At 72.4% G+C, this 24,677-nt stretch carries 21 protein-coding genes; 13 read left to right on the forward strand and 8 right to left on the reverse strand.

Translation table 11 applies throughout. From position 1 onward, the window contains the following. Positions 1-82 precede the first annotated feature (82 nt). Positions 83-2,074 carry an APC family permease gene (locus tag QQS16_RS37985; RefSeq protein ID WP_286067120.1) on the reverse strand — a complete coding sequence of 664 codons (1,992 nt, stop codon included), beginning with the start codon at positions 2,072-2,074 and terminating at the stop codon, positions 83-85. A gap of 465 nt (positions 2,075-2,539) precedes the next feature. On the opposite strand from QQS16_RS37985, the gene QQS16_RS37990 reads away from it, so the two are divergent. From QQS16_RS37990 to QQS16_RS38005, 4 genes are all read left to right on the forward strand, one after another. Next, on the forward strand, positions 2,540-2,968 hold the full coding sequence (locus tag QQS16_RS37990) for a hypothetical protein (RefSeq protein WP_286067121.1): 429 nt from the start codon (positions 2,540-2,542) through the stop codon (positions 2,966-2,968). Next, positions 2,965-3,255, forward strand: coding sequence for a helix-turn-helix transcriptional regulator (locus QQS16_RS37995; protein WP_286068112.1), 291 nt, complete (start codon positions 2,965-2,967; stop codon positions 3,253-3,255). Before QQS16_RS37990 ends, QQS16_RS37995 begins: the two co-directional genes overlap by 4 nt. Continuing rightward, positions 3,252-4,232 (forward strand): NAD(P)-dependent alcohol dehydrogenase, encoded by a 981-nt coding sequence (locus QQS16_RS38000; protein ID WP_286067122.1) that lies wholly within the window; start codon positions 3,252-3,254, stop codon positions 4,230-4,232. Before QQS16_RS37995 ends, QQS16_RS38000 begins: the two co-directional genes overlap by 4 nt. 566 nt (positions 4,233-4,798) lie before the next feature. Beyond that, a complete protein-coding gene (locus QQS16_RS38005) occupies positions 4,799-5,698 on the forward strand; it encodes a hypothetical protein (protein ID WP_502963958.1) in 900 nt (299 codons plus the stop codon). A gap of 371 nt (positions 5,699-6,069) precedes the next feature. On the opposite strand, the gene QQS16_RS38010 is transcribed toward QQS16_RS38005, so the two are convergent. Both QQS16_RS38010 and QQS16_RS38015 read right to left on the reverse strand, forming a co-directional pair. Continuing rightward, a complete protein-coding gene (locus QQS16_RS38010; RefSeq protein ID WP_502963959.1) occupies positions 6,070-6,804 on the reverse strand; it encodes a hypothetical protein in 735 nt (244 codons plus the stop codon). Positions 6,805-7,249: 445 nt separating this feature from the next. Continuing rightward, a complete protein-coding gene (locus QQS16_RS38015) occupies positions 7,250-8,668 on the reverse strand; it encodes a DEAD/DEAH box helicase (RefSeq protein WP_286067124.1) in 1,419 nt (472 codons plus the stop codon). A gap of 881 nt (positions 8,669-9,549) precedes the next feature. On the opposite strand from QQS16_RS38015, the gene QQS16_RS38020 reads away from it, so the two are divergent. Together QQS16_RS38020 and QQS16_RS38025 are read left to right on the forward strand one after the other, a co-directional pair. Continuing rightward, complete coding sequence (locus QQS16_RS38020; RefSeq protein WP_286067125.1) at positions 9,550-10,350, forward strand: FHA domain-containing protein; 801 nt, start codon at positions 9,550-9,552, stop codon at positions 10,348-10,350. Then, complete coding sequence (locus QQS16_RS38025; RefSeq protein ID WP_286067127.1) at positions 10,347-11,897, forward strand: serine/threonine-protein kinase; 1,551 nt, start codon at positions 10,347-10,349, stop codon at positions 11,895-11,897. The genes QQS16_RS38020 and QQS16_RS38025 overlap by 4 nt, the downstream gene beginning before the upstream one ends. Before the next feature lie 45 nt (positions 11,898-11,942). Here QQS16_RS38025 and QQS16_RS38030 read toward each other — a convergent pair whose 3' ends face one another. The 3 genes from QQS16_RS38030 to QQS16_RS38040 form a co-directional block, all read right to left on the reverse strand. Further along, the gene (locus tag QQS16_RS38030) at positions 11,943-13,139 is read right to left on the reverse strand and encodes a hypothetical protein (RefSeq protein WP_286067128.1); all 1,197 of its coding nucleotides are present in this window, start codon (positions 13,137-13,139) and stop codon (positions 11,943-11,945) included. Between the two features lie 510 nt (positions 13,140-13,649). Further along, positions 13,650-14,216: a GNAT family N-acetyltransferase gene (locus QQS16_RS38035; protein ID WP_286067134.1), complete on the reverse strand. Its 567-nt coding sequence runs from the start codon at positions 14,214-14,216 to the stop codon at positions 13,650-13,652. Between the two features lie 155 nt (positions 14,217-14,371). Then, a complete protein-coding gene (locus QQS16_RS38040; protein ID WP_286067135.1) occupies positions 14,372-15,313 on the reverse strand; it encodes an alpha/beta hydrolase family protein in 942 nt (313 codons plus the stop codon). Positions 15,314-15,571: 258 nt separating this feature from the next. Between QQS16_RS38040 and QQS16_RS38045 the strand changes: the two genes are divergently transcribed. From QQS16_RS38045 to QQS16_RS38055, 3 genes are all read left to right on the forward strand, one after another. Then, entirely contained in the window at positions 15,572-16,162 is a 591-nt protein-coding gene (locus tag QQS16_RS38045) for a TetR/AcrR family transcriptional regulator (protein ID WP_286068114.1), read from the forward strand. Between the two features lie 139 nt (positions 16,163-16,301). Then, positions 16,302-17,507: an NAD(P)/FAD-dependent oxidoreductase gene (locus tag QQS16_RS38050; protein ID WP_286067137.1), complete on the forward strand. Its 1,206-nt coding sequence runs from the start codon at positions 16,302-16,304 to the stop codon at positions 17,505-17,507. A 205-nt stretch (positions 17,508-17,712) separates the two neighbouring features. Continuing rightward, positions 17,713-18,609 carry an RNA polymerase sigma-70 factor gene (locus QQS16_RS38055; RefSeq protein ID WP_286067139.1) on the forward strand — a complete coding sequence of 299 codons (897 nt, stop codon included), beginning with the start codon at positions 17,713-17,715 and terminating at the stop codon, positions 18,607-18,609. 250 nt (positions 18,610-18,859) lie between these two features. On the opposite strand, the gene QQS16_RS38060 is transcribed toward QQS16_RS38055, so the two are convergent. Both QQS16_RS38060 and QQS16_RS38065 read right to left on the reverse strand, forming a co-directional pair. Then, the gene (locus QQS16_RS38060) at positions 18,860-19,621 is read right to left on the reverse strand and encodes a ZIP family metal transporter (protein WP_286067141.1); all 762 of its coding nucleotides are present in this window, start codon (positions 19,619-19,621) and stop codon (positions 18,860-18,862) included. Between the two features lie 347 nt (positions 19,622-19,968). Next, the gene (locus tag QQS16_RS38065) at positions 19,969-20,283 is read right to left on the reverse strand and encodes a hypothetical protein (protein WP_286067143.1); all 315 of its coding nucleotides are present in this window, start codon (positions 20,281-20,283) and stop codon (positions 19,969-19,971) included. Between the two features lie 437 nt (positions 20,284-20,720). Between QQS16_RS38065 and QQS16_RS38070 the strand changes: the two genes are divergently transcribed. The 4 genes from QQS16_RS38070 (at position 20,721) to QQS16_RS38085 (ending at position 24,600) form a co-directional block, all read left to right on the forward strand. Further along, positions 20,721-20,912 carry a hypothetical protein gene (locus tag QQS16_RS38070; protein ID WP_286067144.1) on the forward strand — a complete coding sequence of 64 codons (192 nt, stop codon included), beginning with the start codon at positions 20,721-20,723 and terminating at the stop codon, positions 20,910-20,912. A 211-nt stretch (positions 20,913-21,123) separates the two neighbouring features. Next, a complete protein-coding gene (locus QQS16_RS38075) occupies positions 21,124-21,630 on the forward strand; it encodes a GNAT family N-acetyltransferase (protein ID WP_286067145.1) in 507 nt (168 codons plus the stop codon). A 274-nt stretch (positions 21,631-21,904) separates the two neighbouring features. Next, the gene (locus QQS16_RS38080; RefSeq protein ID WP_286067146.1) at positions 21,905-22,909 is read left to right on the forward strand and encodes a TIGR03885 family FMN-dependent LLM class oxidoreductase; all 1,005 of its coding nucleotides are present in this window, start codon (positions 21,905-21,907) and stop codon (positions 22,907-22,909) included. Then, positions 22,900-24,600, forward strand: a complete 1,701-nt coding sequence (locus QQS16_RS38085) for an alpha-amylase family protein (RefSeq protein WP_286067148.1) — start codon at positions 22,900-22,902, stop codon at positions 24,598-24,600. The genes QQS16_RS38080 and QQS16_RS38085 overlap by 10 nt, the downstream gene beginning before the upstream one ends. The last annotated feature ends 77 nt before the right edge of the window (positions 24,601-24,677 follow it).

A 24,677-nucleotide genomic window follows, 5' to 3' on the forward strand; every position in this document is an offset into this window, starting at 1 on the left:
GGAGTGACTGGCTGGCGTACGAGCGCCGACCGCGGTGCTTCCCGTGGGCGGACCGGCTTCCCGTGGGCGGACCGACGTGGGGTCAGCCTCCGACGTGGATGCCGGGACGGCGGTCCGGGTCGGGCTCGTTGCTCCGGATGATCTCGCGGGTGACCGGGGCGGTGTCGCCGCGGCCGAGAAGGAAGTAGCGGAACATGTGCCGCAGCGGGCTCCCTTCGGACCAGGCGAAGTAGCAGTGCGGGCGCACCCCGGTGGCATCGCGCAGCGCCAGCAGGATCGCGGCGATGGCGTTCGGCGCGGCCGGGGCTTCGGCACGCAGGACCCGGTGACCGTCGACCTCGACGCCGTGCACGGAGAGGGTTTCGCTGAAGTCGGACGGGTCGACCACATCGATCTCCAGGAACAGCACGTCGGCTGGTCCGGGCACCGGATTGCTGCCTCGCTGCTCACGTTCCTTCGCCGCGTACTCGGCGCTGTCCCCGGCCTGACGCCGGTTGGCGATGATGTTGATGGCGTTGTCGTGGGCGAGGGTGTCGGCGATGAACCGGCGGGCGTCCGGGTCGAAGACGATGCGGTCGGCGCGCAGTTCGGTGGTGCGGGAGACCCGGGAGATCAGCGACACGGCGATGATGCCGGCGATGAACAGGCCGGAGATGGCGATGCCGTCGGGCTTGTCGACGATGTTGGCCACCAACGCGTAGAGCAGCACCGCGGTGAGGAGCGCGAAGCCCGCGGCGGCCACCCGCCGACGGCCGCGGACGACGGAGACGGTGACGGCGAACGCGCCGGAGACCATCATGGCCAGGATGCCGGTGGCGTAGGCGCCGGCCTGCGCGTCGACGTCGGCGTCGAACGCGATGGTGATGGCGATGCACAGGGCCGTGTAGACGATCACGACGGGGCGCACCGCGCGTCCCCATTCCGGGGCCATGCCGTAGTCGGGGAGGTACCGGGGAACGATGTTGATCAGTCCGGCCATCGCCGACGCGCCCGCGAACCAGAGGATCAGGATGGTGCTGATGTCGTAGACCGTGCCGAACACCTCTCCGACGTGCTCGTGCGCCAGCCAGGCCAGGGCCCTGCCGTTGGCCGCGCCGCCGGGCTCGAACTCCGCGTGCGGAATGAGGACGGTGGTCACGAAGCTCGCGGACATCAGGTAGACGCTCATGACGAGCGCGGCCGTCGTCAGCAGCCTGCGCGTGTGGCGGACGCGCGAATGCAGCCGTTCCTCGGCGTCACGGCCGTCGGCGGACACGAGCGGCATCATGCTCACCCCGGTCTCGAAACCGGAGAGGCCCAGCACCAGCAGCGGGAAGGCCAGCAGCGCGGGCCCCGCCAGGTCCCCGAGACCGCCGCCGCCCTCGCCCAGCGCGTCCGTCCACCCCGACAACGCACCGGGCGTGGTGAGGACATCGACCACACCGACGCCTATGACCACCGCGTTGAGCGCCAGGAAGACAGCCACCAGCGGGATGGCCACCTTGACCGCTTCGCTGAACCCGAGCAGGAACACCCCTCCCAGCAGCAGCAACAGCGCCACCGTGAGAGCGACTTCGTGCCCGTGCAGGGCATGCGGGAAGAACGGGTTCTCCACCACGTGCACGGAAGCGTCCGCGGTGGACAGGGTGATGGTGATGATCCAGGACGTGGCGACGAACCCGAGCAGGACGAGTACGAACAACTTGCCCCACCAGAACGGCAGCAGATCCTCCAGCATGGCCACGGATCCGGCTCCGTGCGGGCTCTCCCGGGCCACCCGGCGGTACATCGGCAGCATCCCCACCAGAGTCAGCGCCACGATCAGCAGCGTCGCCAGTGGCGACACCGCACCGGCCGCGAGAGCCGCGATCGCCGGAACGTAGGCCAGACTGGAGAAGTAGTCGACGCCCGTCAGGCACATCACCTTCCACCAGGCGTGCGCCTCGGAGGGTGACTCGCCGGCCGCCGGCCCCACCGGCGGCACCCGGTGGCGCAGCAACCACCGCGCGGCGCCGCTGGTCGGGTGGGCGCGCAGCGCGGGGCTGTTCACCTCTTCGGGAACGCCCAGTGCGTACGTTTCCTTCACGTCCTCCATCGGTCCTTCCGTTCTCGCGTCGCAGCACACCCCCGGCAACCGCGCTGACGGCAGGGCTGGACGATCACCGAGTATGCGTTCCCCCCTCGAACGCCCCCTCGCCGGGGTGCCCGCCGAGCCTCGACCGTGTGTGCCGCTCGGCGAGCCGGCCGCCGCCATGAAGCCGCTTGCTCCACGATGCGCGCCCCACACCTCGACACCGGCACCGGCAGGATTGCGTCGGTACCGTCGCCGATCGTGTCCAGGTCCGTGAGGACGGGGCGTGGCGCGATGTACCGCTAGGCCACGCCAACGCCCTCGTCGCCCACACCCTCGCGGAGACCCGCGGCGAGTAGGCCGTCCGAGGCGTCCGCCGCCCGCGGGCGGCGGACCAGCCGAATCTCCCCTCGACCGACGAGCAGCCGCCATCCCCCCGCTATGTAAAGAAATCTTGACATGATGTCAAGGCTGCTTTACCTTCATGGCATGCCATTCGAAGAGAAGAGCGCGTGGATCATGGCGGTCCTCGCGGTCGGAACGTACGCGGCCTACGCCGCGGTCATCCTGGGGCGGGCACAAGAGGCCCCCCTTGCCGAAGTGGCGTACGTGTCCGCGATGTTGTGGGCCGTCGGCGTCTCGATCGCGGCATCCGTCGTGCTGCACGTCCTTGTCGCGAGTCTGTCGCCCGCGGACGCCCGCAAGAAGGACCAGCGCGACAAGGAGATCGCGCGGTTCGGCGAGTACATCGGTCAGTCGTTCCTCGTCGTGGGCGGAGTGTCGGCGCTCGCCATGTCGATGGCCGAGCTGCACTACTTCTGGATCTCCAACACGGTCTACCTGGCGTTCGTCCTCTCCGCGATCCTCGGATCCGCCGCCAGGATCGTCGCGTACCGCCGGGGCTTCCAGCCGTGGTGAGGGCCAGGCGGGAATCGGGGCCGGAACCCGAACCCGGACCGGAACGCACATCCAGGCCCAAGCCCACCAGAGTCACCAACTCGATCCGGTCCCTCCGATTCGCCCACGGAGAGATGACCCAGGCTGACCTGGCGGACCGGATCGGGGTGTCCCGCCAGACCGTCATCGCCATCGAGCAGGGCCGCTATTCGCCGTCCCTGGAGATGGCGTTCCAGATCGCCAAGGTGTTCCGAGTTCCGCTGGACGACGTGTTCCAGTACGCGGACCACGATGAGGAGACACCATGAAGGCAGTCGTTCAGGACACGTACGGGTCGGCGGAAGTCCTGGACCTCAGGGACATCGACAGACCGGAGCCCGGGCCCGACGACGTGATCGTGCAGGTGTGCGCGGCGGGAGTGAACCCGGCCGACTGGCACTGCATGACCGGCAAGCCCTATCTGATGCGCCTGATGGGATTCGGGCTCCGCGTACCCAGGTCCCGCGTCCGTGGACTGGACGTCGCGGGCCGGGTCGAGGCCGTCGGCGGGAACGTGACCCGCTTCCGTCCGGGCGACGAGGTGTACGGCGTCTGCGACGGCTCCTTCGCCGAGTACGGGCGTGGCCGGCAGGACAGGCTGGCACCGAAGCCGGCCAACCTCACCTTCGAGCAGGCGGCCGCCGTTCCCACCGCCGCCTTCGCCGCGCTCCAGGGCCTTCGCGACACGGGCCAGGTCCAGCCGGGGCAGAACGTCCTGGTCATCGGCGCCGCCGGTGGCATCGGAACGTACGCCGTGCAACTGGCCAAGGCCTTCGGCGCGGAGGTCACGGGCCTGTGCAGCACGACCAAGACGGAACTGGTCCGGTCGATCGGCGCGGACCACGTCATCGACTACACCCGTGAGGACTTCACGCACTTCGCGGAGGGTGCCCGCCGCTACGACCTGATCCTCGACACCGCGGGCAACCGTCCCCTGTCACTCCTCCGGCGCGCCCTCACCCCCGGCGGGACCCTCGTCCTGGTCGGCGGCGAAGGGGACGGACGGTGGCTGCAAGGGGTGGACCGCACGCTCCAGGCGATCGTGCTGTCTCCCTTCACCAGGCAGAAGCTGCGCGGCCTCATGTCCGCCGAGCGCGCCGCGGACCTGGACGTGTTGAGGCACCTCATCGAGGACGGCAGGGTCACCCCGGTCATCGAGAGGACGTACGCGCTCGACGAGGTGCCCCAGGCCATCCGGCACCTGGAGCGGGGCCGAGCGCGCGGCAAGATCGTCATCTCCCTCTGAGGCGACGAGGCGGGCGGGGCCGACGAGCCCGGCGGGGCCGGCGGGGCGGACGGGGCGTGCCGACCCCCGCACGGAGCCGACGCGGAGGGCACGGCGCAGGGCCTCGGTGAGTCCCCGAGGAAGGCGCCACATGAACGCTGCGGTCCGGGGCGCCTCGGACGGCCTCCCACGAGGAGGGAACGCATGCCAGGGTGATCACCGGATCGCCGGCCGACCGCATTTCCTCAACACCTGACCATGCAGTGGGGCCCGACCCACCTGCTCTGGCATGCCTTCGCCGCGCCGCAGGGCAGCTCGTACCGACAGGCCTTCGTGCTGTGCGCGCTGCTGGTCGTCGCCGCCTGGCACCCGCTCTCGTACGGCCCGCCCGACCGGCGTGCGCTGTGCGCGGCGGGCGCGCTGCTCGCCCTGATCACCGTCATCGCGAGCCGAAGCGACCTGGTACGCCCCCTCGCGTGGCCCGTGCTGCTCCTGGCAGCGGCGGGCGCGCTGGTCGGGCTGGCCCTGCTCCGCCGCACGGACCGGGCACGTCCGTTCGGCGACGGTCGACGCACCGTGCCGGCCGTGTGGGCCGTGCTGCTGCTCCTCGGCACGCAGCTCGGCGAGGCCACCGCCACGTCCGCCGTGGCCTCCCGGCTGTCCTGGTCACGGTACGACCGCCCGGTGCCGCGGCTCGCACCGCCGGGGCCGCCTTCGGGCCGTCCCCGTACCGCAACCAGGAACTGCTGCTGGGCACCCGCGTCTACACCGTGCCCCGCCTCACCGTGCGCACCAGTGCGGGCAATCCGCCGCACCGCGGCCGCGACGACCGGCCGGGTCTGCGCATCGGTCCGCCCCGGCCCGGGACCCCCGCAGCGAAGCCGACGATCACCGCACAGTGCCCGGCGGGCAGCGAGGTGCACCTGTGGGCGCCGCCCTTCGCCGGCACCGCACGGCTCACCGGTGAGTCCGCCCACGGCCTGACCGGACGGTTGCGGGCGGACCACCCCGTCACCAAGATCGCCGCCATGCAGCGGCTCGGCACCGTCCCGGCGTCCGGACGCCTGCGGATCGAGCTGTCGCCGAACCGGACGGGCGCCGTCCCGGACAGCGCGGTCGGCTGCCTGGACACCGCCCGGCTGCGCACCTCGGTCGAACGGCTCACGGCGACCGGCGCCACCGACGTGACCGTCTCCGGTGGCACGATCCGGGCGGAACTTCCCGCAGGCAGCGCGGGAACCGCCGTCGTCGCGGTCCCGAGGATCGCCGGCTGGCGCTGTGCCGCGGGCGACGCACCCGCCGTACCCGCGGCGCAGCACCGCGGACTGATCGCCGTGCCTCTCGACGGCGCCGCGACCAGCGTCACCTGTACGTTCCGCCCGCCCGGTCTGCGCCTGGGCATCGTCGTCGGGGGCGCCTCGCTGCTCGTACTGCTCCTGCTCCGCGCTGTCACCGCCGTCCGCCGACGGCGTGCCGCGCCGGCGTGAACGGCGGCGCGGTGGTGTGGGTATGCGTGGTCGGTGCGCGCTGCTTGGGGCGCCGAGTGTGTCGTGTGTGGCGTCCGGGTGGCGGGGCGGGGTGCCGGTCGTGTCTGCTGTGCTCGTTCATCGCTGTTCGCCGGTGCTGTAGCGCGCGAGTGTGTATGGCGGATCGGTGGTGTGGGTGCGTGGTCGGTGCGCGCTGCTTGGGGCGTCGAGTGTGCCGTGTGTGTCGGGATGCCGGTCGTGTGGGCGCATGGCCGGTGCCCGCTGCTCGGCGTGCCGAGCGTGCCTGTTGCCCGCGGCGGAGCCGCGTGCCGGTCGTGGCGCCCGGAGAGCGCCGCGGGTGCCCCGCCCCGACGCCGGCCGGTCCCCGGGTCCTACTTCGCCAGCGCGGTGGCCGGGCCCATGACGACCACCGGCCGCTTGTCCGGGTCGAGGGCGCGGAGCAGCGACCGCAGGTGAGGCTGCGTCAGGGAGACACAGGCCTGGGTGGGACCGCCGTGGTCGACGTGGATCCATACGCCGCCCCCTCTGTCGGCGCCCAGGGGCCTGGTCTTGTCCAGCGGGGTCGTCCCGGGGACGCGGTTGTAGTCGATGGCCACGACGTAGTCGAAGGATCCCTCCAGGGGCTCGCCGTGGAAGCCGGTTCCGGACACGGCGAACTCCGGGTCCTGGTCGTAGGGCAGCCGCGTTCCGGGGTCGGGCAGCCGTCCGCCGGCGTCGCCCAGGCCGAAGACCCCGACGGGGGTGCGCAGATCGCCGGCCCGGTGGTCGGCACTCCAGCCCCGCAGGGCGTTGTGGGCGGGCCACGGGCCGGCGACGGACCGCCAGCCCTGGCTGACGGTCCGCTCGTACAGCATGGCTGTCGACCGGTTGCTGTCGGCGGTGGCGCCGGTGACCACCAGGGCCTGGCGGGTGGCGGCGGGGAGGCGGCCACGGGTGGACGGGCCCAGGCCGGGGAGGGAACGGACGGAGGCGGCGGTCGCGCCGGCCCTCGGGGACGGTCCCTCGTCAGGGGGCCCGGTGCGGGGTGTGTTCATGCAGCCGGCGCCCATGAGCGCCGCGCAGAGGACGGTACCGATACGGGGGAGGACACCTCTGGTCGCGGTCAAGCCGGTTCTCCGTTCGCGGGGGCGGTCCTGTCATTGCTTGACCGTCAGGAGACCAGGCATCCCGGCTCGCCGAGAGCCTCACCTGTAGGGCGCAGCGCGGAGTTCCGCACCGCACCTGCCGGAGCCGGGGGCGGGACGCGTGAGCGGGCGGAGCTTTCGAGCCGTTTCGAGCCGTGACGAACCCGGTCAGGACGTCCGGGACCCTGCGCACGAGGTGCGCCCGGAGGCCGCCGTCGGCCGTCGGCGTCTGCTGGCCGACGTAGTGCGGACGGTGCGCCGCCCCGTGCTCCGCCGCGGTCCCGGGCGTCGGGCGTCGGGCGTCGAGTACGGATCACCGGCCCCCGACCTGCGCGGTCCGCGGTGTCACCGCGGCAGCGAAGCTGCCGTCCGACCGCTCCACCCGGCCTGAGCTGCCGTTCGCCCGCTCCGCCCGCTCCGTCCGGCCTCAGCGACTCTTGCGGACCCGGGCCGCCGCGCGGGCTTCCGCGGTCCTGCGGGCCTCGGCGGTCTTGCGGGACTCCTTCGCGGGGCGGCCCGGACGGGTGCCCAGGCCGCGGAAGGGGGCGTTGCCGGAGGTGGTCCTCACCCCGGCCGGCGGGCGCTTCGCCCCGGTGATGGCGGTCAGCTTCTCCTCGCCGGAGCGCACCTGTGTGACCGTCGGCCGGATCCTGGCCTCGGACATCATCCGGTTCACGTCGCGCCGCTGGTTGGGGGTGACCAGGGTGACCACACTCCCGGACTCCCCGGCGCGCGCCGTGCGCCCGCCACGGTGCAGGTAGTCCTTGGCGTCGGCCGGCGGGTCGACGTTGACGACGAGGTCGAGCGCGTCGATGTGAATGCCCCGCGCCGCCACGTTGGTGGCCACCAGCACGGTGATCTCACCGTCCTTGAACTGGCCGAGCGTGTGCGTGCGCTGGGGCTGCGACTTCCCGCTGTGCAGGGCGGACGCCCGTACGCCGCTGGCCCGCAGGTGACGGGTGAACTGGTCCACGCCGGCCTTGGTGTCCAGGAACATCAGCACCCGGCCGTCGCGCGCGGCGATCTCGGTCGCGGTCGCGTACTTGTCGGCGGCGTGGATGTTCAGCACGTGGTGTTCCATCGTGGTGACCGAGCCCGCCAGGCGGTCGACCGAGGCGAGGACCGGGTCGTGCAGACAGTCGCGCACCAGCTGGTCGACGTTGCGGTCGAGCGTCGCCGAGAACAGCAGTCGCTGCCCGTCGGCGGGGATCTGGTCCAGGAGGTCCGAGACCTGCGGCAGGAACCCGAGGTCGCACATCTGGTCCGCCTCGTCCAGCACCGTGATCCGCACCTGATGGAGGTGGCAGTCCCGGCGCGACACCAGGTCGGCCAGCCGACCCGGTGTGGCGATCACCACCTCGACGCCGGTCTTCAGCAGCGCGGACTGCTTGTTGATCGACAGCCCGCCGACCACTGTCGCCAGGCGCACGTTCAGCGTCCGCGCGTACGGCGCCAGCGCGTCGCTGACCTGCTGTGCGAGTTCCCGGGTCGGCACCAGGACCAGGGCGAGGGGCCGCTTCGACTCCGCGCGCAGGCCCGCCGTCCGGACGAGCAGTGCGAGGCCGAAGGCCAGCGTCTTGCCGGAGCCGGTGCGAGCGCGGCCGAGGACGTCCCGGCCGGCCAGCGCGTTGGGCAGGGTCGCCGCCTGGATCGGGAACGGCTCCGTCACCCCGAGGCCGGTCATCGTCCTCGCCAGCTCCGGCGGGAGCCCGAGGGCGTCGAAGGAGGCGGCCGGCGGCAGGCCCGGGGACACCGTCCGCGGCATCGAGAGTTCGCCCTGCGGCGCTGTCGCCCGCTGGGGCTTGCGGACCTGGGACGGTCCAGAGGCCGACGGCTTCGCGTTCATGGGGGAACCTTCCTGATCTGGCGCCCGGAACACACCGGGGCCCGTACCCCTTGGTACGGGCCCCGGCGCAGTCGAAGCGTGCCCTCATTTTACCAGCGGACGCCCGCGCCCCCGCCGGTCCGGTCGCCTGCGTACTCACCCCGCCCGCGAGGCAGGGCGGGTCGTGTACCCGAGGCCGGTCGCCCGCGCGCCGAGACCAGGCGGGCCCCGGCCCCCACCCGGGCACCAGGCACACAGGACGCCTCAGACCGGCCGAGCACGAAGAGGTTCCTGGCCGCGCTCCCGTTCTTGTCGGTACCGGACAGTCGGGCACTGGACAGTCGGGCACTGGACTGTCAGGCCCCCGGGCGCCGACAGAGGTGGCGGCGCTGGACTGTCGCGCACTGGCGCTCGGGCACCGGCGACCTCAGTTCTCCTGAACCTTCCGTTCTCCTGCATCTTCCGTTCTCCCACGGCCCAGTTCGGGAGATCGCCGGTACGCCCGTGAGGCCTGCGGCCGCTCTCCAGGACGGCCGGCGCCCACCACGGGGCCGCACGCGCGGCCACCGACACCCGCGTTCGGGTTCTGGTGACCGTGCGGCGGCGTACGCTGCCGGGTGTGCTCTTCCAGGCGGCCTCGGCAGACGTCTTCTCCCGGGTGTGAGAACCTGCAACTCCCTTCGGCGTGCCGGGTGTTCGTCGCGCGGACGGGAGTCCAGCATGGGGGGCGGCCGGCCCGGCGCACGGCACGTCTGTCCGGTCGTGCGCACCGGCGTGGCGGGCACCGACGGGAGGGCGGATGCGAGGGCGCACGGCGGTGGCCGGACACCCAGGGCACCGGGACGCCGGTGAGCGGAACGCACGCGTACAATCCTGGCGTCCAAATCGGGGGAGTCGGAACAATGGAAACGATCATCGTCCAGTTGCCGGGCGGCGCGGCGCGGTCGGCGGGGGACGAGACCGGCAGGCCGGAGCTGCTGCACCTGGGCCCCGGTGACATCGTCGGGTTCGGGCGCGGGCTGCCCGGCGGGGGAGGAGTGGACATCGTCCTCGCCGATCCCGGCATCTCGCGCAGGGCGGGACAACTGGAGGCGGCCGGGGACTACTGGCGGCTGTCCAACTTCAGCCGCAGCGTGTCCTACGCGGTGGAGAACCTGGAGGGCGCCGGCGAGTACCTCACCGTGGCCCCCGGACGTCTCGGCGCTCCCGTGCCGTTCGAGTTCGCCCGGGTCGTGCTGCCCGCGCTGACCGGGAACGCCGCCTTCAAGGTGTTCGCGCCGCAACACGCCTACCTCGGCGAGCAGTCCCCGGACGGCGCCGGTGAGCAGACCGTCCACCCCTTCGCCCTCGACCCGACGTCCAAGTACTTCCTCGTCCTGGTCGCGCTGTGCGAACCGCGGCTGCGCGACCCCTCCGACACGGCGCTGCCCGGCGTCGGGGACATCATGGAGCGGCTGCGCCCGCTGGAGGCGTGCCGCGATCTGACGCGCTCGGCGGTCAACTACCACATCGACTACCTGGCCTTCGCCAAGCTGCGCCTCGACGTCGCCGACGAGCCCGGGGCCGACGGGGCGCGCACCGGCGCCAAACGCGCCCGGCTGGCCTCCGTGGCGCTGCGCTTCGGTCTGGTCCGTGAGGAACACCTCGCCCTGCTGCCGTCCCGCGGCGCCGGGCGCCCCGCCCCGCAGGAGGCCCGCGCATGACGACGCCGGACGCCGACGAGGCCCTGGGCGCACCGCGGCCGCCCCGCCTGCCGGCCGGGTTCCGCATCGACGGCTGGGAACTCGGCGCGGTCATCGGCTCCGGCGGCTGGGGCACCGTGTACGAGGCCCGTACGGTCGCCGACGGCACGCCCGCCGCGGTCAAGGTGCTGCCGACCGGTGTGCTGGCTCCCGGGCAGCGCGCCGCGCTCGGTGAACTCGTCGCGCGCGAGGTGCGGTTCAGCGCCGGGGCGGACCACCCCCACCTGGTGCGCACCCGTGCCGTGTGCACCGTCGAGGCACCGGAGGTGCCCGCGCTGGACGGTGCCATCGCGCTGGTCATGGACCGGGCCGAGGGCAGCCTGAGGGACGCGCTGGACGCCGCCGGGACCGGCCGCCCGATCGCCGACGCGGGCCGGATCCTGCACGGGGTCGCCGCCGGGCTCGCCCACATGCACGACGCGGGCTGGGTGCACGGCGACCTCAAGCCCGCCAACGTCCTGCTGGGCGCGGAGGGTGAGGTGTGGCTGGCCGACTTCGGGCTGGCCACGGAACTCGACGGCAGCCACGCCCACCTGCCGCCGCTCGGCACCCTGGACCACCTGCCGCCCGAGTGGTGGTCCCAGCGCACCGGCAGCCAGGGCTCCGTGATCCGGCCCACCGCCGACATCTGGGCCTTCGGCGTCCTCGCCCACCAGGTGCTCACCGGCGGCCTTCACCCGTTCCCGGGCGCGACCGCCCGGGCCCGCTCGCTCGCCGCCCAGACCTACGTACGCGGCACCGCGCCCCTGCGGCTGGACGCCGGGCTCGACGAGGGCTGGCGCCGGCTGATCGCCGACTGCCTGGCCCCGGACCACGCCTCCCGCCTCCCGCACACGGCCAGGACCGTCGCGGGCCGGGTCGAGCAACTGGCGGGCGGGTCACGGGGCCGGCGCGGGCGCCTGGTCCCGGCCGTCGCCGCCGCGCTGGTGGGTCTGACCGCCGCCGCCGTCGCCGGGGCGGCGCTGCTCGGGGACGACGAGCACGAGTCCCAGGCCGACGACCGCGGCACCTCCGCCGTGGTCACCGGCGCGCCCAGCGCGCCGTCCGGTGAGATCCCCGCCGACTCCGACGTGCCGAAGGCATTGCGCCCGGTCATCACCAAGGCCGCCCACCGCTGCACCGACGAGGAAGTCACGCCCGCCCTGCTCGCCGCGATGCTCAAGGCGGAGAGCGGTTTCGACGTGAACGCCGCCCGCCCGGCCAGCGACGAGTACGGCGTCGCCATGTGGACACCGTCGGTGTTCCGGGCCTGGGCGGTGGACGGCGACGGCGACGGCGACAAGGACCACCTGTCGCCGCCGGACGCCATCGCGACCATGAGCGTGTACGTGTGCTGGCTCGACCAGCGCTTCAAGCAGGCGGACATGCCGAAGAAGGACCTGCCCGCGCTGGTCACGGCCGGCTACCGGACCAGCGACCGCGTCGTCATCGAGAACGGCGGTGTCCCCGAGCGGGTCCGGCCGCACGTCGACAAGGTGCTGCGCTACCTCGACGAGTACGAGCGGTGAGCCGGTCCCCTGTTCCGGCCCACCGCTCGTGTCTGTCGTCCCCCGTCACCCCTGCGGGGTGCCGCACTCCGGGACGTCGGGCAGCCGGTTGTCCGGCGAGCTGATGTAGATGTTGGAGATGTAGCCGCCGTACTGGGGCAGGTAGGCCCACCAGTCGTTGGTGTAGGGCGGCACGGAGACCACCTGGCCCCGCTCCTGGCAGCCCACCAGCACCTCCACTCCGGCGGGAAGCCGGGTGAGCGGAGCGGTCCCGGTGGAGGAGTCCTCACGGACGTTCACGCCGTCGCCCCAGGTGCCGTACCACTTCCCGGCGGGCCGCGCCGCGCCCGGCACGTTCAGCGAGCGGGTCAGCCGCCCGATGTCCGTGTACGCCTTCCCGTACGACGTGCCGACCGGGTGCAGGGTCAGCACGGCCACGATGGCCCGGTCGTCCGCGCCCACCGTGCCCGTGGTGTGCAGCGCCGGACGGGTCAGATCCACCGCCGCCGCGGACCGGGTGCCCGGCTCGGCCGCCGGTGCCGACGCCGACGGTGGCTGCGACTCGGTCGCCGCCGCGGCGCCCTGGGGCCCGCACGTGTCCGCCGCCGTGTACCGGCCCGCCCAGCCCTGCTTCACCGCCCAGGGGCGGTCGAACGCCCCGGCGATCCCGAAGTGCTGGTCGAAGCGGTCCGAGGCGCAGCGCGTCGACTGGCGCAGGTTGCCCATGACGAAGTCGCGCACGGGGGCCGGCGCCTTCTCCAGGATGTAGCGGTAGATGGTCACCGTGTCGCGGGCCGAGAGCGCGGTGTAACCCCAGAACCCCTCGGATCCGGCGGGCGGCGGCGCGGTGTCGCTCAGGCTCAGCCGGGTCACCATCCGGCTGATGATCGCCGGACCGCCGTTCGCCGACCAGTAGTTGTTGGCCGCCGTGTCCTGGCTGCCGCGCAGCATCGGTTCCAGCCAGGCCCGGTCCGCGGCCGGGACGGTGTAGGCGGGCCCCCGGTTCCACAGGTAGTCCAGGGCCAGCAGCAGCTTGACGACCGAGGCGGACCGGAACTGCGCCTGCGCGTCGACCTGCTCGGTGAACGTGCCCGTCCGCCGGTCGAAGACCGCCACGCCGGCGGTGACGCCCTCCGGCACCACCGCCGTCGACACAGCGGTGGTGCCGGTCCGGCGGTCCGCCGGGGCGTCGGCCGCAGCCGACGCCGTCGCGCCCCCCACCAGCAGTAACGCGGCTACGACCGTCGCCCATCGCCCCCTCATGCCGACTGCCCGTCCTGGTTCCGCGGGTGGATGCACGCCGCGTGGTACGGGCGGTCGGGCCCTGAGCCCGTGGGCCGGACCTGCCTGGTGCCGGCCGCCGTCGTGGCGCCGGCCGCCGGTGCGAGTGCGGCGGTGCCGTGGAGATGTCTGCGCACGTCATGCCTTTCGGAGTCGGCCACGAGGGCCCGGATGACCAGGGCCACGACGCGGCCCGCTGTCGTCGAAGCGGCCCGGAGGCCACGCCGACACCATAGGAAGGAACGCGGTGCGAGCGGTCCTGACGGATGTCAGGAGCAGGCGCCCGGCGGGTGCCCCGCTCTTCGAACCCGGCGCGGACGGGGACGCGGTTCGTGGTGGTCGGGCCGCGCTCGTCCGGGCTGTCCCGACGGGGTGCCGCATCCGGACGGTTGTCGTGGCACCGATCAGGTCACACGGCGAAAGGCCGGCGGGACCGACACCATGAACGCGTCCCGAGCGGCCGGCGGAGAGGCTGGTCGGTGCCGCGGTCGGCTATGCCGTCCCGCCCGGGCCCACATGCACCGGCGACCGGGTCGCGAGGCCCCGGCGGACCTTGCCGTCCGTCCCCGTCACGTCGGGCGGAAGGCGGAACTCCAGCTCCGGACGGTCCCACACCACGGCGGGCGGGTTCGCGGCCGCGGTCCCGGTACGCACCGCGCCCACGCTGCGGTAGAAACCCTCGGCCGGGGGATGCGACACCACGCGGACGTGGTCGAGACCGGCGGCGCGGGCCTCGGTCTTCATGTGCGCGACGAGCAGCCGTCCCAAGCCGCGCCCCTGTGCTCCGTCGGCGACGAACAGCAGGTCGAGCTCCGGCGGGTCGAGGACGAGCGAGTAGAACCCGAGGACATGACTCCCATGCGCGTCGGTGGCGACGGCGACGAAGACCTGGTGGGCCTCGATGTAGTCGGGACCCACCCGGTAGTCCGCGACCATGGCCGCGTACTGCCCGTGGTAGGCGCGTGAGCCACGCACGAGCCGGGTGAGCCGTTTGGCATCCCGCGCGACGGCCCGCCGGATCGTGGCCGGCCCGCCCTCAGGCGTAATGCTCGCTGTCATAGGACGAGTATTACGCACCAGGAGGCACTCCGGTGACAGGGGTCCGGCTGGGCCTCAGGGCTGACACGCGCGGCACCTCGCTGCCACAACCACCCGCCCCGCACGCCTCCCGCGCAGGGCCTGCGCGGGAGGCGTGCGGGGCGGTGAGATCCGGGCTACTTGCTCTGGATCTTCCCCAGTCCGCGGGGGTCCTCCTCCAGTGCGGAGCACGCCGCCTGCCAGCCGGTGTCCTCCGGGTGGAGGGCGCTGCGCAGGTAGGCGGAGGTGAGCCGCTGGACCAGGGCGACTCGTTCGGGGTTCGCGTCGGTCGTCTCCGCGACGTCGTACCCGGAGACACCGCCGAGCGAGTGCTCCGCGCCGGACAGCGTGAGCAGGCTCTTGCTTCCCGGGCTGAGGAAGTACGGGTCGGTGAACCAGTCCGGTCCCCGCGTGGTCAGCGCGGACTGGTCCTGGTCCCCGGCGACGACGAGAGCGGGCGTACTCATGTCGTCGAAGGACGGGTTCATGAAGGGGAAGTGCTCGGCCGCGAACGGAGACAGGTCGTCGCCGCCCCGGCCGGTCAGGGCGAGCAGCACGCCCGCCTTGACCCGCGGGTCGGACAGGTCCTCCCCGGGGGCGCCGTCGGCGTCGAGCACGCGCGCGCCCAGCAGCGCGCTCACTGTCTGGGCGCCCCAGGAGTGTCCGGCCACGGCGACTCGGCCGCGGTCGAGGCGTCCGCCGAGGCCCGGCACGGAGGCTTCCAGGACGTCGAGTTCGTCCAGGACCCGCGTGACGTCCTCGATCCGCAGGCGCCAGATCCGCGGCGTACGGGGGTCCTCGGCGGGCAGGCCGAGCGTCCTGGAGTCGAGATGGGTGGGTTGCACGACCACGAAGCCGTGGGCGGCCCAGAAGTCGGTGAGCGGGGCGTAGCCGTCCATCGACCAGCCGTAGCCGTGCGAGAAGACGAGGACGGGCAGGCCGCCGCCGGTCGCGGGCGCGGACACGCGGACCTGGAGGTCCTCGCCGCGGCCCGGGGAGGGCAGGACGACCGGTTTCACGGACACGATCGCAGGCGGCGCGTCGGCGGTGACGGTGGTCGCGGTGTTCGAGTCGGGCATGGGACTACTTCCGTTCGGTGTCTTCGCGTGGCGGGTGGGGCGGGGCGTGCTGGGGGTCGGGCGCACCGGGGCGGCGGGCGGTGACGCGGGCTGGGCGTCGCCATCTCGTCCGCCGACGGAGCTCTCGTCCTTCCGCGCACGGCTTGGTGACGGGCCCGGGGCTCTGACATCATGAGCAAGCGGAACCTCGTTCCGGAAACGATACGGAGCGCTGTTCCGTTTTGGCAAGCGTGCGGCGAAAGGGAGCTGGGCGGCGTGGTGAACGGAAGCGGTGAGGGTGCGGAGCGCGCGGCTCAGCCCAGGCGCAAGGACGCGCTGCGGAACAAGCAGACCCTGCTCGACGCGGCCGCCGCGGTCTTCGTCACATCAGGCGTGGAAGCGCCCGTACGTGACATCGCGGCCAAGGCCGGCGTCGGGATGGGCACCATCTACCGCCACTTCCCGACGCGGGCGGACCTCATCATCGCCGTCTACCGCCACCAGGTCGACGCCTGCGCCGAGGCCGGCCCAAGCCTGCTGGCGGCCGGCCCGACGCCGCACGTCGCCCTCGGGCGATGGGTCGACCTGTTCGTCGACTTCCTGGTCACCAAGCACGGACTCGCCGCCGCGCTGCGGTCCGACGAGGCCGGCTTCGAGACGCTGCACGCCTACTTCCTCGACCGGCTCCTGCCGGTGTGCGCCCAGCTGCTCGACGCCGCCGCCGCGTCCGGCGAGATCCGCTCCGGTGTCAGCGCCTACCAGCTCATGCGCGGCGTCGGGAACCTCTGCATCGGCGCGGACAGCGACTCCCGCTACGACGCCCGCCGACTGGTCGAACTCCTCGTCGCGGGGCTGCGTCAACCGCGCTGAGGCCGGGCCGCCCGCACTCGACGATCGGGGGCGGTCTCCGCGTTTCCCGCTCCTGTCGAGTGATCTGGCTCACACGCTGTCACAGCGATCGAGGGAGCGGTGTCTTGAGACCGAAGCCCCTTGGAGCGAAGGAGACACCATGACCCAGAACACCGAGGTGGTCGTGATCGGCGGCGGCTACGCCGGCGTCATGGCGGCCAATCGACTGACCCGGCGCGAGGACGTGACGGTGACGCTGATCAACCCGCGCCGGACCTTCGTCGAGCGGATCCGCCTGCACCAGTTGGTGGGCGGGTCCGACGACGCGGTCGTCGACTACCGAGAGGTCCTGGGCGAGCGCGTCCGGCTGGTCGTCGACAGCGTGACCCGGATCGACGCGGCCGGGCGCGAGGTGACGCTCGCGTCGGGCGGCACGGTCGGCTACGACTACCTGGTCTACGCGGTGGGCAGCGGCAGCGCCGACCCGAGTGTTCCCGGAGCGGCGGAGTTCGCCTACCCGATCACCAGCCTGGAGGATGCGGAGCGGCTGCGGCCGGTCCTGGACGCCACCCCCGCGACGGCGCCGGTGACGGTCGTCGGAGCCGGCCCGAGCGGCATCGAGACCGCCGCCGAGCTGGCGGAGGCGGGCCGTGCGGTGACCCTGGTCTGCGGAGGGGCGCTCGGCCCCTACCTGCACCCTCGTGGCCGGCGCACGGTCGCCAGGCGGCTGGCCGAACTCGGTGTGGCCGTGCTGGACGGCCCCGGCACGAAGGTGACGGCGGTGACCCGCGATGCCGTGCGGCTCGGCGACGGCCGGGAACTGCCGAGCGGGGTGACCATCTGGACCGCCGGATTCGGCGTGCCGGACCTGGCCGTGCGCAGTGGCCTGAGCACCGACGCCCTGGGCCGCCTGCTCACGGACGAGACGTTGACCAGCGTGGACGACGCGCGGATCGTCGCGGCCGGCGACTCGGCGGCACCGTCGGACCTGCCGCTGCGGATGAGCTGCCAGGCCGCGATGCCGCTGGGCGCGCGGGCCGCCGACACCGTGCTCAGCAAGATCGCGGGCGAGCGGCCCGAGACCCTCAACCAGGTGTTCGCCGGCCAGTGCGTCAGCCTGGGCCGACGGGCCGGCATCTTCCAGTTCGCCCACAGGTACGACGTCGCCGTGTGGTTCCACATCGCCGGTCGTCCGGGCGCGAAGGTCAAGGAGTTCGTGTGCCGGAGCACCGTCAAGCATCTGGCCGCCGAGGCACACGAGCCCGGTGCGTACCGCCTGCATCGCGTCTCAGGAGGCGCCAAGCGCCGGCAACTGCTCCAGGCCAAGGGCGGCGAGGCGCCGGCCACCGCGGAGCGGGCGGCCTAGCGGCAGGCGTGGTCGGTCACTCCGAAGGACCGTCGGTGCACGCGTGCCGTGCGGCGGCGCGCCCTCAGGGCATCACCGCACGGCACGCGGCCCACATCCACCACATGCCCGTCCGAGCGCCCGCCGGCGAGAAGAATCCTGCGGTGGACGCACGACTGACAGCCGCCGGCCGACCGGAGCCGGCCGAGAACGAGAGGGTCGAGCGATGAGCGACCAGGCCAGTGACCCGGCGACCGAGACGTTCGTCGCCCACCGCAACCTGCTCTTCACCGTCGCCTACGAGATGCTCGGATCGGCGGCCGACGCCGAGGACGTCCTCCAGGAGACCTGGCTGAGATGGGTCAAGGTCGACCTGGCGCAGGTGCGTGACCACCGCGCCTACCTGGTCCGGATCACGACCCGGCAGTCACTCAACCGGCTGCGCACCATGAAGCGCCGCAAGGAGTCGTACGTCGGCTCCTGGCTGCCCGAGCCGATGCTCACCGCGCCGGACGTGGCCGAGGACGTCGAGCTCGCCGAAAGTGTGTCGATGGCGCTCATGCTCGTCCTCGAAACCCTGTCGCCGACCGAGCGCGCCGTCTTCGTCCTGCGTGAGGCTTTCGGTCTCGGCTACGACGAGATCGCCGCCGCCGTCGACAAGAGCCCCGTCGCCGTGCGCCAGATCGCCCACCGCGCCCGCCGGCACGTCGATGCCCGCCGGCCCCGCCAGGCGGTCTCCCCGGGCGAGACCCGGGCGGCCCTGGAGTCGTTCCAGCGCGCCCTCGAGACCGGGGACCCGCGGCGCCTCCTCGAGGTGCTCGCCCCGGAGGTCGTCCTGATGGGCGACGGCGGCGGGATCAAGCAGGCCGCGCTACGGCCGATCACCGGCGCCGACAAGGTGGCCCGTTTCATGATCGGTGGCCTCAGCAAGAACAAGATCCCGATCACCGTCGCTCCCACCATGGTCAACGGCAGCCCGGCACTCCTCGTCCGCCTGGACGGCGAGATCGACGGCGTGATGGCGGCCCGGGTCGAGGACGCCCGCATCACGGGCCTGTACTACGTCCGCAACCCCGAGAAGCTGTCGTACGTCGAGTCCGAGACCCGGCTCACCCTGCGGTGAACGCCGTTGGCGGAGGAGCCACCACCGCCTGGGGCGGCACCAGTCACCGGAAACGCGGCTGAAGCGGTGAGTGGAACACCGCCCGGCATGACCGACCGAATCCGAGAACCGACCTGCTCCGGTACCTCAGGGGCGGGCGTGATGGCCTGGTGTGATGCCCTGATATGTGAAAGCTCGACGGGCTCTCGGCGGGATCCACCCCGCACCTGGGCGCGGGAGACCCAGGTGGCCTCACCCGCGCTCCCCACGGTCAGGTGTGGGAGAGGGCGAAGGAGACCAGGAAGCCGCTCACGGTGATCAGCCCGATGGCCAGGTGGGCGTCCTCGAAGGCCTCGGGAATCATCGTGTCGGCGATCATTGCCAGGATCGCCCCTGCGGCCACCGCGGTCACCGCGGCGATCACGGCGGGGGAGAAGGAGCCGACCACGGTGTAACCGAGGACCGCCGACACCGTGCTCGCGGCGGCGATCGCCGCCCAGACACCGAAGACGTACCCCTTGCCGCGGCCGGCCTGCTTCATACCCGCCGAACTGGACAGTCCTTCGGGCACGTTGCTGATGAACACCGCTGCCACGGTCACCAGGCTCACCGCGCCGCCGTCGAGCAGGCTCACCCCGATGACCGCGGACTCCGGCACCCCGTCCAGCAGCGCGCCGAGCGCCAGAGCCGCTCCGGACCCGCCCTGCTGGTTCTCGGACGGCTGCGTCTGGGTCCGATGGTGACCGGAGCGCTTGCGGTGCCGGGCGCCCCGGCGGGCCAGCCACACATTGCCCGCGGTGTAGGCCAGCGCGCCGATGAGGGTGCCGACGGCCGCCGGGGCGAGCCCCGCCTGCTCGTACGCCTCCCCGACCAGCTCGAAGGAGACCGCCGAGATCAGCACACCGGCACCGAAGGCCATCACCGTCGCGATCACCTTCTGCGGCACCCGCAGCCCGTACCCCAGCGCGGCACCGAGCAACAGCGCCGAGCCCGCCACAAGCCCCCACAGTCCTGCCTGCACCACTTCAGCCATGCCAGTGCCTCTACCCGGTACCGAGTGGATCAACGGCGCTCGACGACCGGTTTCCGTGCAGGCAGTGCCTGGCACCGCCAGGCACTACGCCGGCGGTGGCGGCCTGATCGTCGACCACGCGCGGGCCGGGGGTGAGCAGGTCGGCGAGCACCCGACGATCCCGGGCGCCCGCGCGGTCCAGCGTGCCGACGGCGAGGACCTTCCGAGGTGGACGAGAACGCGGCACCGGTCGTCCCCATGTGACGCCCCCGCGGACGGGCGGCGGGCCTTCGTGGCCGCCGCCCGTCCGCGTGCGGGCGCGCGTCACCGCCGACACCGGCACGACGTCACAGCCACTCACAGGGCCGTCAGAATTCCCGGTCGATCCCGGTGACGGTGGCCGGACCCAGCGGGGCGTCGTTCTCGGAGAAGCCGCTGTCCCGCAGTGCGCCGGAAACGACGCGTACCGCTTCGGCCTCGGCACTGGCCTGGTCCGGCGCCTCGACCTCGAGCCGGATGGAGAAGTGGTTCTCCTCGACCGTGAGGAGACTCAGCTCCTCGCTCTCGCCCAGGTCGGTGTTCTTGGGGTCCTGTGGGCGCAGCCTGCGTTCCAGATCGGCACGTGAGGCCTCGGTGACGCCGTGGACGAACGTACCGGGGACGGTGATGACGTAGGTGGTCAACGGGATCTCCTTACGCGGGCGTGTATCGCCGGACGGACGGACGGGGGTGCCGTCACTGTCCCTGGAGATCTTGCACGAGCATCCAGGTGGCGAACACGGGAAACGCTGACCAATGGGTCCTCCCGGTGTGTCGGGTACGGGTGTCCTGCGTCTGTGAGCTGTGGTGTCCGCGAGGTGGGTGAGTCGAGGTCGGTGAGTCGCAAACCGTCCTTGTACCCGCTGTCGCGGGGGACAGCCCATGTGTTCTCGCGGGGTCCCCGGGGGAGCGACGGGCGGCCGGGACGCCTGCCCTCGGTCTGTCACGCATGCTCGCCGCCGCCGACGATCGCGAGGAATCGGCTGAGGAGGAGCGCCGCCGGCGGAGGTGGTATGTGGGCCGAACAGGGCAAGACGGCGGTCGTGCTGTGTCGAAAATCGTGATCACGCGTTGACCGGGCATGGATCCTCGCTTTGACGGCGCTGTGCCGTACACGGCCCCTGTCGGACTCGCAGACTTCGAACCTGAGGGGGATGACCCGGACGCCGTCGGCGGACGGGAGGGCGGGTGGAGCCGGACCGTGATGGTCGGCTACTGCGCGGTCATCGTCGCCACCGCAGTGGTGCTCGCCGTCGCGGACGTGCTCGCTTGACGGGGTCACAGGAGATGAGCAGCGTGCCCGCACGTTCATGCGTACGTATGCCGGTCCCCCTCGGCCAGTCCCCAGGGGCAGTCTGACGACGGGCACCGGCACCTTCGGCCACCGCACCGGCAGCCGCGTGGCCTCATCCCGCTGCCTCCCTCGGGCACACGGGGCCACTTAATTCGGTGGCGTCCTCCGGCCGGCCTCGGACAATACGCTCATGCGTATCCGTGACGTGCGTCTGAACGAACTGCCTCTCCTCCAGGACATCGAGAGGGCGGCCGGCCAGTGCTTCCGGGACATCGGCATGCCGGAGATCGCGGACGACGAGCCGCTCCCGCTCGACGAACTCGCCCGCTACCACCACACCGGGTCGGCCTGGGTCGCGGCGGACGCCGCCGATGTCCCGGTCGCCTATCTGATCGCCGACCAGGTTGACGGCAACCTGCACGTCGAGCAGGTATCGGTGCACCCGGACAGCGCGCGCCGCGGTGTCGGCCGGTCCCTGCTGGACCATCTGGCCAGGAACGCCACGAGCGTTCGGGCACCCGCCCTGACCCTCACCACGTTCACCGAGGTCCCGTGGAACGCCCCCTACTACACGCGCTGCGGGTTCCGGCTCCTGGACGACAGCGAACTCACCCCTGGGCTGCGGAAGATCCGCGCACGCGAAGCGCAACACGGCCTGGACCGGTGGCCCCGGGCCTGTATGCGCCGGGCCCTGTGACACCGCGCTGCGCACGGCGTGACCAGCCTGGTCACCGCGCCCGGCCCGGTGAACACCGCTGTGCGTCACCGCGCCGGGTCACCGCGCGGATCCGTCAACGCCGTTACGGCGCGGTACGTGCGGCAACTCGCCCGGGCTCGGTCCGTCCACACGGTTCGCAGCCGCCCTCCCGGTCGCGCGAACCACGTACTCGACGCCGCTGACGCGGGAGCGGCACAGGAAAGCCTGGGGCCCTGTTCCCGGTGAGGCGCGAACCCCGGGGTACCCGCCCGTCATGACGGTTTATGGATTGCACGCCTCGCACGAGCAGATCCCACCCGGGGACCTGCTCGACGCCGTGGTGCACGCGGAACGTGCGGGATTCACCGCTGCCATGTGCTCGGACCACTTCTCGCCATGGAGCGTCCGCCAGGGGGAGTCGGGATTCGCCTGGTCGTGGCTCGGGGCCGCCCTCCAGGCCACCGAACAGGTGCCGTTCGGCGTGGTGAACGCGCCCGGACAGCGCTACCACCCGGCGATCGTCGCCCAGGCGGTCGCCAGTCTCGCGTCCATGTACCCGGGCCGGTTCTGGGTGGCGCTCGGCAGTGGTGAAGCCTCCAACGAGCACATCACGGGGGCGCGTTGGCCCCGCAAGGACATCCGCAACGCGCGGCTGCGCGAGTGCGTCGACGTCATCCGTGCCCTGTTGCGGGGAGAGGAGGTCAGCCACGACGGACTGGTGACCGTGGACCGGGCCCGGCTGTGGACGCTGCCGTCCGCCGTGCCGCCACTGATCGGAGCGGCGTGCAGTACGGCCACCGCGGCCTGGTGCGCCGAATGGGCGGACGGCCTGATCACGGTCAACGCCCCGCCGGAACGGCTTCGCGAGATCGTCGGCGCGTACCGTGACGCGGGCGGCCGTGGCCCCGTACACCTTCAGGTGCATCTGAGCTGGGCGCCCGACGAGGACGAGGCCCTGGCGCTCGCGCACGACCAGTGGCGCACCAACGTGCATACACCACCTGCCAGTTGGGACCTGGACTCGGCGGAACTGTTCGACATCGTCAGTGAGCACGTCACGCCCGAGCAGGTGGCGCGCACGGTCAACGTGTCGTCCGATCTCGGCCGGCACACCGCCTGGCTCCAGGAGTACGCCGAACTCGGCTTCGACGCGGTGATGCTGCACCACGTGGGCCGTGAACAGGGCCCGTTCATCGACGCGTTCGCCGCCGAGGTGCTGCCGCGACTCGACGTCACCCGCCCGCTGCCCGCCACGGCGAAGGAGTACCGATGCGTCTGACCCGCACGTCCGACCTGTGGTGGAAGAACGCGGTGGTGTACTGCCTGGACGTCGAGACGTACCAGGACGGCAACGGCGACGGGATCGGTGACTTCGCGGGACTCACCCAGCGCATCGACCACTTGGTGCGCCTCGGTGTGACCTGTGTGTGGCTGATGCCCTTCTACCCGACCCGGGAGCGCGACGACGGATACGACATCACGGACTTCTACGGTGTCGACCCTCGCCTGGGAACCCTCGGCGACTTCACCGAGTTCGTCCGCACCGCCCGCGACCGCGGCATCCGCGTGATCGCTGACCTCGTCGTCAACCACACCTCCGAGGAGCATCCCTGGTTCAAGGACGCCCGTTCCAGCCGGGACTCCGCCCACCGCGACTGGTACGTCTGGAAGGACGAGCCTCCCGAGGACGGTCCCGAGGGTGTGGTCTTCCCCGACGCGGAGGACAGCCTGTGGGAGTACGACGAGGGCAGCGGCCAGTACTACCTGCACCGCTTCTACAAGCAGCAGCCCGACCTCAATGTCGCCAACCCCGCGGTGCGCGACGAGATAGCCCGGGTCATGGGGTTCTGGACGCAGCTCGGACTGTCCGGCTTCCGGGTCGACGCCGTGCCGTTCCTGCTGGAGACGGACGGGCAGGACGACGCCGGTGACCTGCCCGACCCGCACGAGTACCTCGCCGACCTGCGCGCCTTCCTCGGCCGCCGCAACGGCGAGTCGGTGCTGCTCGGCGAGGTCAACCTGCCGTACGACGACCTCGCCCGCTTCTTCGGCGACCCCGCCTCGGACCGCGGTGACGAACTCACCATGTGCTTCGACTTCGTCGGGATGCAGCAGATGTACCTGTCGATGGCGCGCGAGGACGCGGGACCGCTGGCCGCCGCGCTGCGGGAGCGTCCCGCCGCCCCGCGGGACGCCCACTGGGCCACGTTCGTGCGCAACCACGACGAGCTCACCCTCGACAAGCTGAGCGACGACGAACGCGCGGAGGTGTTCGCCACGTTCGGTCCGGACAAGGACATGCAGCTGTACGACCGGGGATTGCGCCGCAGGCTGCCGCCCATGGTCGGCGGCGACCAGCGCCGGATCGAACTCGCCTACAGCCTGCTGTTCACCCTGCCGGGCACCCCCGTGCTCTTCTACGGCGAGGAGATCGGCATGGGGGAGAACCTGGCCGCCGAGGGACGCCAGGCCGTGCGGACGCCCATGCAGTGGACGCCGGAGGACGGCGCCGGCTTCTCCATCGCCGACCCGGAATCCTTCCCCAACCCGCTGGCGGACGGCGCGTTCGGACCGCAGAAGGTCAACGTGTACGAGCAGAGCCGTGACCCCGGATCGCTGCTGAGCCGCATGCGGCTGTTCGTCGAGCGGTACCGGGAGGCTCCCGAGCTGGCCTGGGGCGACTACCGCCTCGTGGAGACCGGCGAGCGGGCGGTTCTCGCTCACGTCGGCTGCACCACCGACGGGAGGGTCCTGGCCGTGCACAACTTCGCGGGCCGGCCGGCCACCGTGCGGCTGAAGCTGACCGAAGCCGGCCCCGGTGCGAGGCTGACGGACCTTCTCGACGAGGGACACCTCGGTCTCACCGTGGCCGACGACGGCCTGCTCCGCGTCGAACTGCCCGCCTACGGCTACCGGTGGCTGCGCCTCGGCACTCCGGCGGACGACCCGGAGAGGGTCGCCTCCGGCTGACACCGTGCCGCACGGCCTCGGAGGGCGGAGAACGGACGGACAGGAGGGCGGAGGGCGGAGGCGGCGGGGAAGCGGTG

Origin of the sequence: Streptomyces sp. ALI-76-A (genome assembly GCF_030287445.1) — a bacterium.
In the GTDB taxonomy this organism is placed as follows: domain Bacteria; phylum Actinomycetota; class Actinomycetes; order Streptomycetales; family Streptomycetaceae; genus Streptomyces.